Source organism: Streptomyces sp. NPDC006487 (genome assembly GCF_042870555.1).
Lineage (GTDB): Bacteria > Actinomycetota > Actinomycetes > Streptomycetales > Streptomycetaceae > Streptomyces.
In genome coordinates this window covers 377,821-391,634 of sequence record NZ_JBIAHN010000008.1, presented here as the reverse complement: position 1 = coordinate 391,634, position 13,814 = coordinate 377,821, and the positions used below count along the sequence as shown (strand labels likewise).

General features: G+C 71.1%; 17 protein-coding genes and 1 tRNA gene. 14 read left to right on the top strand and 4 right to left on the bottom strand.

What is annotated here, in order from left to right; all coding sequences use genetic code 11:
- Window positions 1-116 precede the first annotated feature (116 nt).
- Window positions 117-929, bottom strand: a complete 813-nt coding sequence (locus ACFYM0_RS16835) for a VOC family protein (protein ID WP_388501712.1) — start codon at window positions 927-929, stop codon at window positions 117-119.
- Window positions 930-1,037: 108 nt separating this feature from the next.
- On the opposite strand from ACFYM0_RS16835, the gene ACFYM0_RS16830 reads away from it, so the two are divergent.
- A complete protein-coding gene (locus ACFYM0_RS16830; RefSeq protein ID WP_388501709.1) occupies window positions 1,038-1,664 on the top strand; it encodes an HhH-GPD-type base excision DNA repair protein in 627 nt (208 codons plus the stop codon).
- 89 nt (window positions 1,665-1,753) lie between these two features.
- A complete protein-coding gene (locus ACFYM0_RS16825; RefSeq protein ID WP_388501707.1) occupies window positions 1,754-2,230 on the top strand; it encodes a cupin domain-containing protein in 477 nt (158 codons plus the stop codon).
- Here ACFYM0_RS16825 and opcA read toward each other — a convergent pair.
- Both opcA and ACFYM0_RS16815 read right to left on the bottom strand, forming a co-directional pair.
- Window positions 2,176-3,111 carry a glucose-6-phosphate dehydrogenase assembly protein OpcA gene (opcA, locus tag ACFYM0_RS16820; protein ID WP_388501705.1) on the bottom strand — a complete coding sequence of 312 codons (936 nt, stop codon included), beginning with the start codon at window positions 3,109-3,111 and terminating at the stop codon, window positions 2,176-2,178. The genes ACFYM0_RS16825 and opcA overlap by 55 nt on opposite strands.
- Window positions 3,112-3,175: 64 nt before the next feature.
- Window positions 3,176-4,747 (bottom strand): helicase HerA-like domain-containing protein, encoded by a 1,572-nt coding sequence (locus tag ACFYM0_RS16815; protein WP_388501702.1) that lies wholly within the window; start codon window positions 4,745-4,747, stop codon window positions 3,176-3,178.
- A gap of 88 nt (window positions 4,748-4,835) precedes the next feature.
- Between ACFYM0_RS16815 and ACFYM0_RS16810 the strand changes: the two genes are divergently transcribed.
- Window positions 4,836-5,132, top strand: a complete 297-nt coding sequence (locus ACFYM0_RS16810; protein ID WP_112446725.1) for a type II toxin-antitoxin system VapB family antitoxin — start codon at window positions 4,836-4,838, stop codon at window positions 5,130-5,132.
- A gap of 111 nt (window positions 5,133-5,243) precedes the next feature.
- Window positions 5,244-5,888 carry a LytR C-terminal domain-containing protein gene (locus ACFYM0_RS16805; protein ID WP_388501699.1) on the top strand — a complete coding sequence of 215 codons (645 nt, stop codon included), beginning with the start codon at window positions 5,244-5,246 and terminating at the stop codon, window positions 5,886-5,888.
- Between the two features lie 60 nt (window positions 5,889-5,948).
- On the opposite strand, the gene upp is transcribed toward ACFYM0_RS16805, so the two are convergent.
- Window positions 5,949-6,584, bottom strand: a complete 636-nt coding sequence (gene upp / locus ACFYM0_RS16800) for a uracil phosphoribosyltransferase (RefSeq protein WP_254381950.1) — start codon at window positions 6,582-6,584, stop codon at window positions 5,949-5,951.
- A 192-nt stretch (window positions 6,585-6,776) separates the two neighbouring features.
- Here upp and ACFYM0_RS16795 point away from each other — a divergent pair, with 192 nt between their 5' ends.
- The 10 genes from ACFYM0_RS16795 (at window position 6,777) to ACFYM0_RS16750 (ending at window position 13,797) form a co-directional block, all read left to right on the top strand.
- Window positions 6,777-7,736, top strand: a complete 960-nt coding sequence (locus ACFYM0_RS16795; protein ID WP_388501696.1) for a universal stress protein — start codon at window positions 6,777-6,779, stop codon at window positions 7,734-7,736.
- A gap of 104 nt (window positions 7,737-7,840) precedes the next feature.
- Complete coding sequence (locus tag ACFYM0_RS16790; protein WP_243341832.1) at window positions 7,841-8,014, top strand: hypothetical protein; 174 nt, start codon at window positions 7,841-7,843, stop codon at window positions 8,012-8,014.
- A gap of 251 nt (window positions 8,015-8,265) precedes the next feature.
- Entirely contained in the window at window positions 8,266-8,871 is a 606-nt protein-coding gene (locus ACFYM0_RS16785; protein WP_388501761.1) for a hypothetical protein, read from the top strand.
- A 77-nt stretch (window positions 8,872-8,948) separates the two neighbouring features.
- The gene (gene tadA, locus ACFYM0_RS16780; RefSeq protein WP_388501760.1) at window positions 8,949-9,377 is read left to right on the top strand and encodes a tRNA adenosine(34) deaminase TadA; all 429 of its coding nucleotides are present in this window, start codon (window positions 8,949-8,951) and stop codon (window positions 9,375-9,377) included.
- Window positions 9,378-9,434: 57 nt separating this feature from the next.
- A tRNA-Ser gene (locus ACFYM0_RS16775) sits at window positions 9,435-9,521 on the top strand.
- Window positions 9,522-9,590: 69 nt separating this feature from the next.
- The gene (locus tag ACFYM0_RS16770) at window positions 9,591-9,911 is read left to right on the top strand and encodes a hypothetical protein (RefSeq protein WP_388501694.1); all 321 of its coding nucleotides are present in this window, start codon (window positions 9,591-9,593) and stop codon (window positions 9,909-9,911) included.
- Between the two features lie 455 nt (window positions 9,912-10,366).
- A complete protein-coding gene (locus ACFYM0_RS16765) occupies window positions 10,367-10,528 on the top strand; it encodes a hypothetical protein (RefSeq protein ID WP_214954785.1) in 162 nt (53 codons plus the stop codon).
- Window positions 10,529-10,739: 211 nt separating this feature from the next.
- Window positions 10,740-11,756, top strand: coding sequence for a SigB/SigF/SigG family RNA polymerase sigma factor (locus tag ACFYM0_RS16760; protein ID WP_388501692.1), 1,017 nt, complete (start codon window positions 10,740-10,742; stop codon window positions 11,754-11,756).
- A gap of 246 nt (window positions 11,757-12,002) precedes the next feature.
- Window positions 12,003-12,857, top strand: a complete 855-nt coding sequence (locus ACFYM0_RS16755; RefSeq protein WP_243341827.1) for an RNA polymerase sigma factor SigF — start codon at window positions 12,003-12,005, stop codon at window positions 12,855-12,857.
- An 85-nt stretch (window positions 12,858-12,942) separates the two neighbouring features.
- Window positions 12,943-13,797, top strand: a complete 855-nt coding sequence (locus ACFYM0_RS16750; protein WP_388501689.1) for a hypothetical protein — start codon at window positions 12,943-12,945, stop codon at window positions 13,795-13,797.
- The last annotated feature ends 17 nt before the right edge of the window (window positions 13,798-13,814 follow it).

Here is a 13,814-nt window from a genome sequence, read left to right as displayed (position 1 = left end):
TCCGGGCCCCGGGGGTGGCCCCCATGCGCCGGGGGTCCGGCGGGGGGGGCCGCCGGGGGGGGGGGGGGGGGGGGGGGGGGGGGGGGGGGGGGGGGGGGGCCCCCCCGCACCGCTCCTCAGGCGAACTTCGGCATCTCGCCGGCCGTCTTCGTCACGTCGATCACCGCGACCGCCGCGCCCTGCGGGTCCGTCACCGCCGCGACGCGGCCGAAGGGGCTGTCCATCGGGCCGAAGTGCAGCTTGCCGCCGTGGGCCTGGGTCTTCGCGACCGCCTCGTCGCAGTCCGGGACCGCGAAGTAGACCTGGACGTACGAGGGGATCTCCGGCGGGAAGTCGGTGCCCATGTTCATCCGGCCCAGCACCGGGTTGTCCGGGCCGCCCAGGCTGAAGACCTTGAAGTCCATCCCGGCCGCCTCGGGGTCGTCGCCGAGGTCCATCTGCTGGGTCCCGTACGGGAAGACCTGCGGGAGGAACGCGTCCGGCTTGGCCACGTCGCGCGAGAAGAACTCGGCCCAGCAGTACGCGCCCGCCTCGCCCATCTTCTCGAAGCCCTTGTGGTCGCCCGGCTGCCAGACGCCGAAGACGGCGCCGCTCGGCTCCTTCGCGATGGCCATCGTGCCGAAGGAGCCGACCTGCATCGGCTCCATGAGGAGCTCGCCGCCGGCCGCCTTGATCTTCGCGGCCGTGGCCGCGGCATCGGGTGAGGCGAGGTAGAGACACCATTGCGAATGGCCCTCCGCCCCCGGCATCGGCGGCACCACGGCCGCGACGGCCTTGCCGTCGGAGTAGGCCTGCGTGTAGTTGCCGTACTCGCTGCTGGACTCCCCGAAGGTCCAGCCGAGCACATCGGCGTAGAAGGTCTTCGCGCCCTCCAGATCGGAGAACATCGCGTCCACCCAGCAGGGCGCGCCTTCCGTGAACTCAGCCATGATCGATCGACTCCTGTGTCGTGTACGACGTGACCCGTCTCGGTACTCACGCTAGGCGCGGGGTCTGACAATCGCGCGGGGAGCAGCGCCGCGCGGGACCCTGGGTGCATGGACGAGAAGAACAAGAGCGTCACCATCCGGCTCGCCCAGCAGCCGGAGGCCGACGAGCTGCTGGGCCGCAGCCCGCTCGCGGCGCTGGTCGGGATGCTGCTGGACCAGCAGGTACCCATGGAATGGGCGTTCTCGGGGCCCTACACGATCGCCCGGCGCCTCGGCTCCGACGACCTGGACGCGCACGCGATCGCCGCCTACGACCCGGAGGCCTTCGCCGCCCTGCTCTCCGAGAAGCCGGCCGTGCACCGCTACCCGGGGTCGATGGCGAAGCGGGTGCAGCAGCTGTGCGCGTACCTGGTGGAGCACTACGAAGGGGACGCGGCGGCGGTGTGGACCGACGTGGGGACCGGCGCCGAGCTGCTGGCGCGGCTGCGGGCGCTGCCCGGCTTCGGGGAGCAGAAGGCGCAGATCTTCCTGGCGCTGCTCGGCAAGCGGTTCGGGGTGCGTCCGCGCGGCTGGCGCGAGGCGGCCGGCGGGTACGGACCGGCGAACGTCTACCGGTCGGCGGCCGATATCACCGGCCCGGAGTCGCTGGCCAAAGTACGGGCGCACAAGCAGGAGGCGAAGGCCGCCGCGAAGGCCGGGAAGGCGGCTGGAAAGGCCCCTGGAAAGGCGACCTGAAAGCGGCCACCGGCGGTCCCGTCAAACGGAATTGACCGTTCGGGCGGGTGCGCCGTCCGTTGTCAGACCCCGCCCCTAAGCTCGTGATCATGACTGAGAACCTGACGCGCGCCGCCACTGCCGAGGTCATCTCCGATGGCCCCGGCAGCCTCATCACGCTGCTCACGGACACCGCCGAGCTCACCTGCAACACGGCCACCTTCGAGGCGGGCGCGGCGGGCGCCCCGGTGCACTTCCACACCAAGGCGACCGAGTTCTTCCACGTCACGGACGGCAGGCTCGACGTCCTGCTCGGCGACGAGATACACACCCTGGCCAAGGGTGATTTCCTCGCCGTGCCGCCCGGTGTGAAGCACGCCTTCGCCCCGGCCGCGGACTCCACCGCCGAGGTGTTCGTCGGGTTCACCCCCGGCATGGGCCGCTTCGACTACTACCGGCTGCTCGGCCGGGTCCGGGCCGGCGAGGCCACGGTGCAGGACATCATCGACAGCCAGCCGGTCTACGACAACCACTACGCGGAGAGCGACGCCTGGGCCGGCCGCCTGAAGCGCAGCGCCGAGGCGTAGATCTCGTCGGCGTCGAGCCGTCGCAGTTCCTCCGCGATGAGCTCGGCGCTGCTGCGGATCTTCAGCGCCACCTTGCGGTCGGGGCTGCCCGGCAGGAGCAGGGTGGCCAGGACACCGTCCGGACGGTCCACGCGGATCTCCCCGGCCGTCGTCGTCAGCCGGACCCGGGTGATGACGGGACCCGCGGTCGCGACCCGTTCCACGGGCACGCCGAGCCGGTCCTCGAGCCACCGGGCGAGCAGCTCGGAGCTCGCGTTGCCCGGCTCGCTCTCCACGGCCGCGCCCGTCACCGGGAGCGGCTTCTGGTCCAGCGCGGCGGCCAGGAGCGAGCGCCACGGGGTGAGCCGGGTCCAGGCCAGATCGGTGTCCCCGGGCTCGTAGGCGCCGCCGCGGACGTCGAGTGCGGCGACCGGGTCGGCGGCCGCCTCGGCGTCCGTGATCCTGCGCTGCGCGAGGGCGCCGAGCGGGTCCCGGGCCGGCGCGGCCGGAGCCTCGGCGGGCCACCAGGCCACCACGGGCGCGTCCGGCACCAGCAGCGGGAGCACCACGGAGCCCGCGTGCTCGTTCAGGGTCCCGTGCAGCCGGAGCAGCACGATCTCCCCGGACCCGGCGTCGGCCCCGACCCGCAGCTCGGCGTCGAGCCGGTTCTGCCGCTGCCGGTGCGAGCCGCGGGCGGTGCGCTTTATGACCGCGATGATCCGGCAGGGGTGCTCGCGCGAGGCCTCGGAGGCCGCGCGGACGGCGTCGTAGGCGTTCTCCTCGTCGGTGGCGACGAGGAGGTTGAGCACGAGCCCCATCGTGGGACTCCCGATGGCCCGTCGCGCGTCGAGCAGGGCCCGGTTGACCTTGCTGGAGGTCGTATCGGTGAGTTCGGTCCGCATGCTCCGAGTCTCGCAGGCCGTACGGGGCCCCCGGTACGGAAATCCTCACCCCGCCCCGGCAGGTTCAGCGGCGCCGCCTGGCCGTGCCGAAGATGGACCGGGAGATCTCGCGGCCCAGCTGCGTACCGATCGATCTGGCCAGGGAGCGGAACAGCCCGCTGCCCACCACCTGTTCCGCCAGCGAGGGATCGGGCTTCGGCGCCGCCTTCGCGGCCGCCTTCGCCTGCTTCTCCGCCTCCGCCGCGGCCGCCGCCGCCTCGGCTTCGGCCTCGGCCGCCGCCTGCTCGGCGCTGATCTTCTCGTACGCCGATTCCCGGTCGACCGGCTCCGCGTACCGCGAGTAGAGCAGCGAGGACTTCACGGCCTGGTCCAGCGCGGCCGCGTCGATCGGCCCCATCAGCGACTGGGGGGCCCGCAGCCGGGTCGCCGCCACCGGTGTCGGCGCGCCGTTCTCGCTGAGCACCGTGATCACCGCCTCGCCCGTCCCCAGCCGGGTGAGCAGCTCCTCCAGGTCGTAGCCGGAGTTCGGGAAGGTCTTCACCGTTGCCTTCAGCGCCTTCGCGTCGTCCGGGGTGAAGGCGCGCAGCGCGTGCTGCACCCGGTTGCCGAGCTGCGCCAGCACGTCGGCCGGGACGTCCTTGGGGGTCTGGGTGACGAAGAAGACGCCGACCCCCTTGGAGCGGATCAGCCGGACCGTCTGCGTGATGGCTTCGAGGAAGGCTTTCGAGGCCCCGTTGAACAGCAGGTGGGCCTCGTCGAAGAAGAAGACCAGCTTGGGCTTCTCCAGATCGCCGACTTCCGGAAGGTCGGTGTAGAGATCCGCCAGCAGCCACATCAGGAAAGTGGAGAAGAGCTGCGGTTTGTCCTGGACCGCCGGGAGCTCCAGTACGGAGACCAGTCCGCGCCCGTCCGCCGCCGTCCGGAGGAATTCACTGGTGTCGAATTCGGGCTCGCCGAAGAATTCCGCGGCCCCTTGCTGCTCGAAGGCGGTGAGCGCCCGCAGGATCACTCCGGCGGTCACCGTGGAAAGTCCGCCGATGCCCTTGAGCTCGGGCTTTCCCTTGTCCGAGACGAGGAAGGCGACGACCGCCCGCAGGTCCTTGAGGTCGATCAGCTCCAGGCCCTTGGTATCGGCGTAGTGGAAGATCAGCCCCAGCGACTGCTCCTGCGTCTGGTTGAGCTGGAGCACCTTGGACATCAGCACCGGCCCGAAGCTCGTCACGGTGGACCGGAGGGGGATTCCGGGGCCGATCCCGCCGAGCGAGTAGAACTCGCTCGGGCACCCGGTGGCCTCCCATTCCTGGGCCACGTCCCTGGCCCGTTCCTCGATCTTCTCGTTGGCCGTGCCGGGTGCGGAGATTCCCGAGACGTCGCCCTTGATGTCCGCGAGGAAGACCGGGACTCCGTTGGCCGACAGCTGCTCGGCGATGAGCTGCAGCGTCTTGGTCTTGCCGGTTCCGGTGGCCCCCGCGACCAGCCCGTGCCGGTTGAGCATCGACAGCGGGATGCGGATCTGGTGCTCCGGCAGGCAGGCCCCGTCCCAGAGCAGGGCACCCAGATCGAGCGCGGGTCCGGTGAAGGCGTACCCCGCGGCGATCTGGCCGGCAGGGGACGCGGGGTCGGTGCTCTGGCTCATATATCACTCCCGAAATAGCACTCTTCGCCACCTTTGCACCGTCATCGCAAGGCTGCGCCCGCAGGCCCCTGCCCGGTAGGCTTTCCGTGTGATCTTCAAGCGCATCGGAAATAGGCGGCCGTACCCCGACCACGGCAGGGAAACCACCCGGCAGTGGGCGGATGTCGCCCCGCGCCCGGTCCGGCTCGACCAGCTTGTGACCACCAAGGGCCAGCTCGACCTCGAAACGCTGCTCGCCGAGGATTCGACCTTCTACGGGGACCTCTTCGCCCACGTCGTGAAGTGGCAGGGCGACCTCTACCTGGAGGACGGCCTGCACCGCGCCGTCCGCGCCGCGCTCCAGCAGCGCCAGGTCCTGCACGCGCGCGTCCTCGAACTGGGCTGACCCACCCTTCACGGGTGTCGGATAGGTCCCGGTTGCGCCTTTCGGGTCAGCCTTGCCCTATCAACAGATGATTCAGTGGGCATCGGCAGCGGACGGCATTACGCTGCGCACATGAGCATGCTCACTCCCCCTGGCATGGGCGGAAAGTACAAGGTCACGGGAGCGGCTTACCCCCGCATGACCCGCCCTCGACGCCGCCGCCGGATCGTCCTCGTGGTGCTCGGATCGATCATCGGGCTCGCCCTGATCGCTTACGGGGCCGTGCAGCTCATCGACGTGTTCGGCGGCGACGCGGACAAACGCAAGACCGCCGCCGCGGCCAAGGACTGCGCCACCCCCGCCCCCAAGGCCGGCTCCGCCGCCTCCGCCGCGCCGAAGGTCGCGCTCCCGCCGCCCGGCGGGATCACGGTCAACGTGTACAACGCGACCCCGCGCGCGGGCCTGGCCAAGGCCGTGGGCGATGAGCTCAAGAGCCGCGGCTTCGCCATCGGAAAGGTCGGCAACGCCCCCGCCGACTTCGACAAGAAGGTCCCGGGCGCCGGGATACTGGTCGGCTCGCCGCAGACGGACAAGGCCGCCTTCTCCGTCCTCGGCACCAACCTCGCCGGCGCCACCCGGCAGACCGACACCCGCGAGACCGCGGACATCGACCTGATCCTGGGCGACTCCTTCAAGGAGCTCACCCCGAAGGCCGACGCGGACAAGGCCCTGGCCGCCCTGGCCAACCCCCAGCCCGCACCCGCCAAGAAGTGCTGACCGCATGAGAATGCCCGGCCTCCGAAGCGGGGGCCGGGCATGCGAGCCGTGTCCGGGCCGCTACTCCGCCGAGCCGTACATGCGGTCGCCCGCGTCGCCCAGCCCCGGCACGATGTAGCCCTGCTCGTTGAGCCGCTCGTCCACCGCGGCCGTCACCACCGTCACCGGCGTGCCCGCCAGCTCGCGCTCCATGATCTCGACGCCCTCGGGCGCGGCCAGCAGCACCACCGCGGTCACATCGTCCGCACCGCGCTTGATGAGCTCCTTGATCGCCGCGACGAGCGTGCCGCCGGTGGCGAGCATCGGGTCCACCACGTAGACCTGGCGGCCCGAGAGGTCCTCCGGCATGCGCGTCGCGTACGTGGAGGCCTCCAGGGTCTCCTCGTTGCGGACCATGCCGAGGAAACCGACCTCGGCGGTCGGCAGCAGCCGCACCATGCCGTCGAGCATGCCGAGACCGGCGCGCAGGATCGGTACGACCAGCGGCCGCGGGTAGGAGAGCTTCACACCGGTGGTCGGACCGACCGGGGTGACGATGTCGGCCTGCTCGGTGCGCACGTCCCGGGTGGCCTCGTACGCGAGCAGGGTCACCAGCTCGTCGGCGAGCCGCCGGAAGGTGGGGGAGTCGGTGCGCTTGTCGCGCAGGGTGGTGAGTTTGTGCGCCACCAACGGGTGATCCACGACCTGCAAACGCACAACATCCTCCAAGACTCAGCTGCCGGGCTTTCACCTGCGACCGCACCGCCGCCACCTGCGAAAACGGCCGCAAATACGCGACCCACACCCAAAAGGCTACGCGCTGCGCCCGCCCCTTCGCGCCCGAAGCCGCGGCCGCGCCCACAAACCCCAGGAGATGCGACCCGCCCGGACCCCCAGCACGCTGGACTGATGACCCACGCAATGGTGATCGCCGCAGTCGACGGATCCGAACACAGCCTCAAGGCCCTGGAGTGGGCAAGGGCTGCGGCAGTGCGCCACGGCACCGGGCTCGTCGTCGCCCACGTGCTGTCCGACAGCGCCCAGCTGTACGCGGCACGCCGTTCCTCCCTGCAGGACCGCGCCGAGCCCGAAGAGACCGAGGACCCCGTCAGCGTACGGATACGGGCCCATCTGGCGGCGGGGGGCCGACTGCCCTCCGAAGTCCGCTACGAGTCCCTCGAGGGCTCGGTCCCGGAAGCCTTGCGGGACATCGGGGAGGGCGCCCGGATGCTCGTGATGGGCTCCCGGGGCCGCGGCGGCTTCGCCGCGCTGCTGCTCGGCTCGAACAGCCGCGCCGTGGCCACCAGCGCCGCCTGCCCGGTGGTCGTGGTCGCGCACGAGGCGCGCGGGGTGGACGTGGCCGCCCAGGCCTCGGCCGGGCGCGTGGTGCTGGGACTGCACGCCGCGGAGACGCCCGACAACGTCCTGGACTTCGCGTTCACCGAGGCCGCCGCGCGGGCCACCACCCTGCAGGTGGTGTCGGCGTACAGCATCCCGCCGTCGCCGACGATGGTGATCGACAGCCCGTTCGCGGTGATCCCGCCGGAGGCACTGGTGGGGGAGGACGACAACGCCGTGCCGGCCGAGCGGGAGATGCTCCGCTCCCAGACGGAGCGGCTCGCGCCGTTCCGGGCGAAGTACCCGGCCGTGCCCGTCGAGCAGGCAGCGGTGCCCGGGGACGCCGCCGGGCGCCTCGTGGACACCTCGAAGTCGGCTGCACTGGTCGTCGTGGGCCGCCACCACCCGCGCCGGCACATCCGGTCCCTGATGATCGGCTCCGTCGCGAACGCCGTGCTGCAGCACGCGCACGGGCCGGTGGCCATCGTCCCGACCCTGCCGGAGTCGCCGGGATTGTCGGAATCCGACTGAATTCCTTTCAAGTCATGGCAGAAGGTGGCATCAAACGGCTGGTCCGAGGGAAGGTGGGGGTTCGGGGGGACGGACCGGACCGGACCAGCCAGGGGCGGTGACCCATGCCCGACGACGATCACGAGCCACTGGAGACGACGGCGCAGCGCAGAGCCCGGCGCGCGCAGTTCCTCCGTGACCTGCACGAGGCTAGGGAACTGCGCGACCGGGTCCAGCCCAGACGCGCCCGCGCCGCCCGCATGCGCCAGCAGATGCGCATGCGCACCTTTCGCTGGTGAGCCCGTCGGCGAGCCCCGCAGGAGGCCCCTGCGAGGGCCCGCCCGGCCGCCGTCCCGGCCCCGGCCCGAGGCCCCGTACAACACGCGCGGCCAGCGCCACGGCGCGGAAGACCTCTCGCAATGGCTCCGTTTCTGCCACGATGCCGACTGGGCGGGGTACGAAACGGCGAGCAGGGGGCCGTTCCACCCCCACCCACCTCCGGCCGGGGGGAACTCCAACCGGCACGCCTATGACCAGTGGGAGAGTCACGGTGTATTTCGCCGCACTGCTCGCGCGCACCGAAGACGGGTGGGAAGCGAGCGACATGGAACTCGACGATGTCGAGTCTCTGAGTGATCTGATCGATCTCGCCCGCTCCGCCTCTGTCGACGACGACACGGTGGTAGCCCTCATCGAACAGGAGGACACCTGGTTCGGGGTCGTCCGGGTGGACGGCGAGGAGGACCCGCGCTACTACGTGTCCAACGCCTCCGCCGCCTCCCGCAGCTCCTACGGCTCGATGCTGACCGACGAGCTGCTCGGCAAGGACGAGGAGGACGACGAACTCGACGAGCTGGACCTCGACGGCACCGAAGACGGCGAGGACGAGGTCATCGCCTCTTATCCGGACGGCGGCTCCACCGCCAGAGACGGGGGGGACCACGCGTACGCGGACGACACGGACGACACGGACGCGGACGACAGCCGCGACGTACGGGCCGGATCCGAACCGGCACCCGCCGGCCCGCTCGGCGACCCCAGGCTGCTCGACGACCTCGGGGTCAGCCACAAACAACTGATGACCCTGGACGGGGACGCTCTCTCGGAGATCGCCGATTCCCTCGGCGCCACCGAGGTCCTGGAGGCCGTCCGCTAGTGATCCCCGCGCACCATCACACCCCGCGGCCCGACCCGTACACGCCCGATCCCGTACGGGACCCGTGGCAGGACTCCATGCGCCTGGCGCTCCGGGAGGCCGCCCGGGCGGTGCCGGCCGGCGACGTGCCGGTCGGCGCCGTGGTGCTCGGCCCGGACGGCAAACTCCTCGCCACCGGGCACAACGAGCGGGAGGCGACCGGAGACCCGACGGCGCACGCCGAGGTACTGGCACTGCGCCGGGCGGCCGCCGCCCTCGGGGAATGGCGGCTCCCGGGGTGCACCCTCGTGGTGACCCTGGAGCCGTGCGTGATGTGCGCGGGCGCGCTCGTGCAGTCACGGGTGGCCCGGGTCGTCTACGGGGCGTCCGACGAGAAGGCGGGCGCCGCCGGGTCGCTGTGGGACCTCGTACGGGACCGCCGGCTCAACCACCGGCCCGAGGTCATCGCGGGCGTGCTCGCGGGGGAGTGCGCGCGGCAGCTGACGGACTTCTTCCGCGATCTCTGAGCGCTGTCGCGCGTATGGATTTCAGAGCACGGGTCTCCTTGGGCTAAGCTCTCTCTCGGTAGCGTGTCCGAGCGGCCGAAGGAGCACGCCTCGAAAGCGTGTGATGGTGCAAGCTATCCGTGGGTTCAAATCCCACCGCTACCGCTCTGATCGAGAGCCCCGCCCCGCAAGGGTCGGGGCTCTCGGCGTTTCCGGCGTCCGAGGGACATCCGCGTGACCGCCCGCGTCCTCGGCCGTTGTCACGGCATGACCAAGACCCAGCGCATCCTCGCCGCCATCGCCCTCGCGGGGGCCGCCGCGGGCCTCGCGGCTCCCGCCGCCTCCGCAGCCCCGATCTCCCCGCTCACCCTCCCGGACCTGCCGGCGCCGCAGGGCATGCCGGACGGGGCGAGCCCGTCCTCGGTGCAGGAGATCGGCGGGCAGGTCAGCGGCGGCCTGAACCAGCTCAACCAGCTGATGGAGCTGCCGAACCAGCTCGCGCCCGTGATCGCCCCGGTCCAGCCGATCGCCGACCTGGCCGGCGGGCTGGAGTAGGCGGGACCCGGAGCCCGCACCGTTCGGCCCACGCCGTTCGGCGGCCAAACGGCCCAATGGCCGAGCGGCCATATGGCCGAGCGGACACATGGCCGGGCGGACAACGCGAAGAAGGCCCCGACCTGAGTCGGGACCTTCAACGGTTGGGACGGGGGAAGTGGCATCGGGGGGACAAGCCACTTCCCCCGATGAGGACGGAACCTGCCAGTCCAAGCCGCAGTCAGGGGGGAAGCTTGCGGCTCGGACCCCGCAGTGAGGTCCTGTCCCTCGCTCACCGATTTCCTGCCAGAACCGGTGGGCTCGTGTTCAATACTGCGCCTTCCGGGGCCGCCGGCACACCGGCAAAGGGCCTGTGCCGCCGGGCCATTGGTCCTTAAAGGACGGGTGAGTGTTCGAACCTGACCGGATAGACTCTCCCGACCTTGCAGGACCGGTTGGGGAGGCCGACAGCGCACGTGGAAACCAAGAAGCTGATCTCGGGCGCCCTCGTCGTCTTCGTCCTCTTCGTCATCATCACTCAGCCCAAAAAAGCCGCCGATATGGTGCAAATAGGCTTCCAAGGAATCTCGGATGCCGCAACGGCGATCGGCGAGTTCATGACCGAACTGGTGCGCTGAACCCGTACGCTGAAGCGGTTTCCGGACTTCCCGGCCCCCCACTCCGACGGGTGGGGGGCTTTTTGCGTTCCCGCACACGGGGCAAGATGCCCTGTTATGCCCAACTTGCCCTCAACACGGCGATATACGGTGCTTGCACACAGTGCACATGTCTTGTGATGCTATGACCGCTTTTGACGGATGAGTTGATGACGTGAAGTGAAGGGGTGGCGTGACCGTGCCGGCCAGTACTGCGCCCGAGGTGCCGCCCCAGCAGGACCCGCAGCAGGAGCACCCACAGGAACCGCACCGGGACTCCGCCCAGGCTCCGCACCAGGGCTCCCCGACCGCCCCGCTCCAGGCTCCACATCAGGGCCCGCACCAGACCTCCCCGCCGGCCCCGGCGCAGCCTCCGGCGCAGGAGTCCCACGTACCGCCCCAGCAGGAGGCTCCCGAGGAGCCCCCGGTCGCCCCCCGGCCGCAGAGCCGGGGGGCCGACACCCGGGCCCTCACCCAGGTCCTGTTCGGGCAGCTGAAGGACCTGCAGCCGGGCACCAGCGAGCACTCCCGGGTCCGCGGCGCCCTCATCGAGGCCAACATCCCGCTCGTCCGGTACGCGGCGGCCCGCTTCCGCAGCCGCAACGAGCCGATGGAGGACGTGATCCAGGTCGGCACGATCGGGCTGATCAACGCGATCGACCGGTTCGACCCCGAGCGCGGGGTTCAGTTCCCGACCTTCGCGATGCCGACCGTCGTGGGCGAGATCAAGCGGTACTTCCGCGACAACGTCCGCACCGTCCACGTCCCGCGCCGGCTCCACGAGCTGTGGGTCCAGGTCAACGCCGCCACCGAGGACCTCACCACCCTGCACGGCCGCACCCCGACCACCCCCGAGATCGCCGAGCGGCTGCGCATCGGCGAGGACGAGGTGCTCTCCTGCATCGAGGCCGGCCGCAGCTACCACGCGACCTCCCTGGAGGCCGCCCAGGAGGGCGACGGGCTCCCCGGCCTGCTCGACCGCCTCGGCTACGAGGACCCCGAGCTGGCCGGCGTGGAACACCGCGACCTGGTCCGCCACCTCCTCGTACAACTGCCCGAGCGCGAGCAGCGGATCCTCCTCCTGCGGTACTACAACAATCTGACCCAGTCGCAGATCAGCGCCGAGCTCGGCGTCTCCCAGATGCACGTCTCCCGACTCCTCGCCCGGAGCTTCGCTCGACTGAGATCCGCAAACAGGATCGAGGCCTAACCGGATCGAGTGGAGATCATTCCCCGCTTTTCCTGACACACCGGTAGATTCCCGCCCTAGAGCAGGCCTATCGTGTTCTGTCGCTGGAGATACTTGTCGACATGGCGCTACAGCGTGTTGCCGACATGTGACATTCTGCTGGAACCGCGTTTGCCGCAGCCCCGCCTCCGGTATTCAGGTGGAGGCTGCGTTCCTCCGACGGGCACGCAGATGAAGCGCGACCGTCCGCGACCTCAAGGGGGTGGCATGTCCGTAGACCAGGGCAGCTCACAGGTGCTCACGCTCGTCAAGCAGCGTGAAGTGCCGGCCGTGTCCCACCGCTCGGAAGCCATCGACACCCGGATCGACACCCGCACCCTCTCCCGCTCCCTCTTCAAGCGGCTCGCCGGCCTTGACGCGGACAGCCCCGAGCGGACGTACGTACGGGACACGCTGATCGAGCTGAACCTCCCCCTCGTGCGCTACGCGGCGGCCCGCTTCCGCAGCCGCAACGAGCCGATGGAGGACATCGTCCAGGTCGGCACGATCGGGCTGATCAAGGCCATCGACCGGTTCGACTGCGAACGCGGGGTCGAGTTCCCGACCTTCGCCATGCCGACGGTCGTCGGTGAGATCAAACGGTTCTTCCGGGACACCTCCTGGTCCGTGCGCGTCCCGCGCCGGCTCCAGGAGCTGCGCCTCGCCCTCACCAAGGCCAGTGACGAGCTCGCCCAGAAGCTCGACCGCTCGCCCACCGTGCCGGAGCTCGCGGCCGTGCTCGGGGTCTCGGAGGAGGACGTCGTCGACGGCCTCGCCGTGGGCAACGCGTACACCGCCTCCTCGCTCGACTCGCCCTCCCCCGAGGACGAGGGCGGCGAGGGCTCGCTCGCGGACCGGCTCGGGTACGAGGACACCGCGCTGGAGGGCGTCGAGTACCGCGAGTCGCTCAAGCCGCTGCTGGCCAAGCTCCCGCCCCGGGAACGGCAGATCATCATGCTGCGGTTCTTCGCGAACATGACCCAGTCGCAGATCGGCGAGGAGGTCGGCATCTCCCAGATGCACGTCTCCCGGCTGCTCACGCGCACGCTCGCGCAGCTCCGCGTCGGCCTGATCGGCGAATAGCCCCCGCGGTCACCGGATGCGGGTGCGTTCGGGCAATCCGCCGCACCCGCTTCCCAATTGACGGCACGTCAGGAAAACTGCCCGGATGCGAAAGGTATCCCGGCCGGCCACCGCCCTCGTCCTGTGCGCCACGGCCGCCACCGCCGCCCTGACCGGCTGCGGCAGCCCGGCGCGCGAGGGCTACGTGGCCGTGGGCGCGGCCGCCCCCGGCCCGGAGCGGGGCGTCGGGGAGAACGTCGCACCCAAGGGCCGGGTCGAGTTCCAGTCGCTCCCGCAGGCCGCGCCGGGATCCTCCACGGCCGGCGGTGGCACCTCGGGGAGCACCTCGGCGGACATTCCCGCCGACGTCCCGGGCGGCGCTTCGGGCGGCGCTTCGGGCGGCGCTTCAGGTGGAGGCCCGGACGGGGGCACGAGCGGGGGCTCAGGCGGTACGCCGCCCGGCACCCCGGGGTCCCGGCCTCCCGGCGGCTCCGCCTCGGGCGGAGGGGCGGCCACGCCCCCCGGCGGCTCCGGCAGCCCGCCCGGCACGGCACCCGGCACGACGCTTCCCACCACCCCGGGCGGCAAGCCGGGGACACCGTCCAGCCCGCCCCCGAAGCCGGGGCCGTCCACCCCCGCGCCACCTCCGGCCACGCCCGCGGAGCTGAGCATCGGCGCGCCCACCCGTACCGGCACGGCGGAACGCTGGTGCGAGCAGGTCACGGTGGCCTTCACCAACACCGGCGGCACCGCTGTCCGTTCGGGCACGGTCAGCTTCGCGACGCACATCATCGGCGCACTGGGCGTCGACTGGGCCACCATCAACTCGACCCAGCCGCTGCCCGCCCCGATCGCGGGCGGCACGACGAAGAGGCAGACCTACCGGATCTGCGTCGAATCCTGGCGCGTCCCCCTGGGCATGCGCGTGGAGACCCAGAAGGTCACGGCCACCTGGAAGTGAGCCGGCGCGAGCCGGCT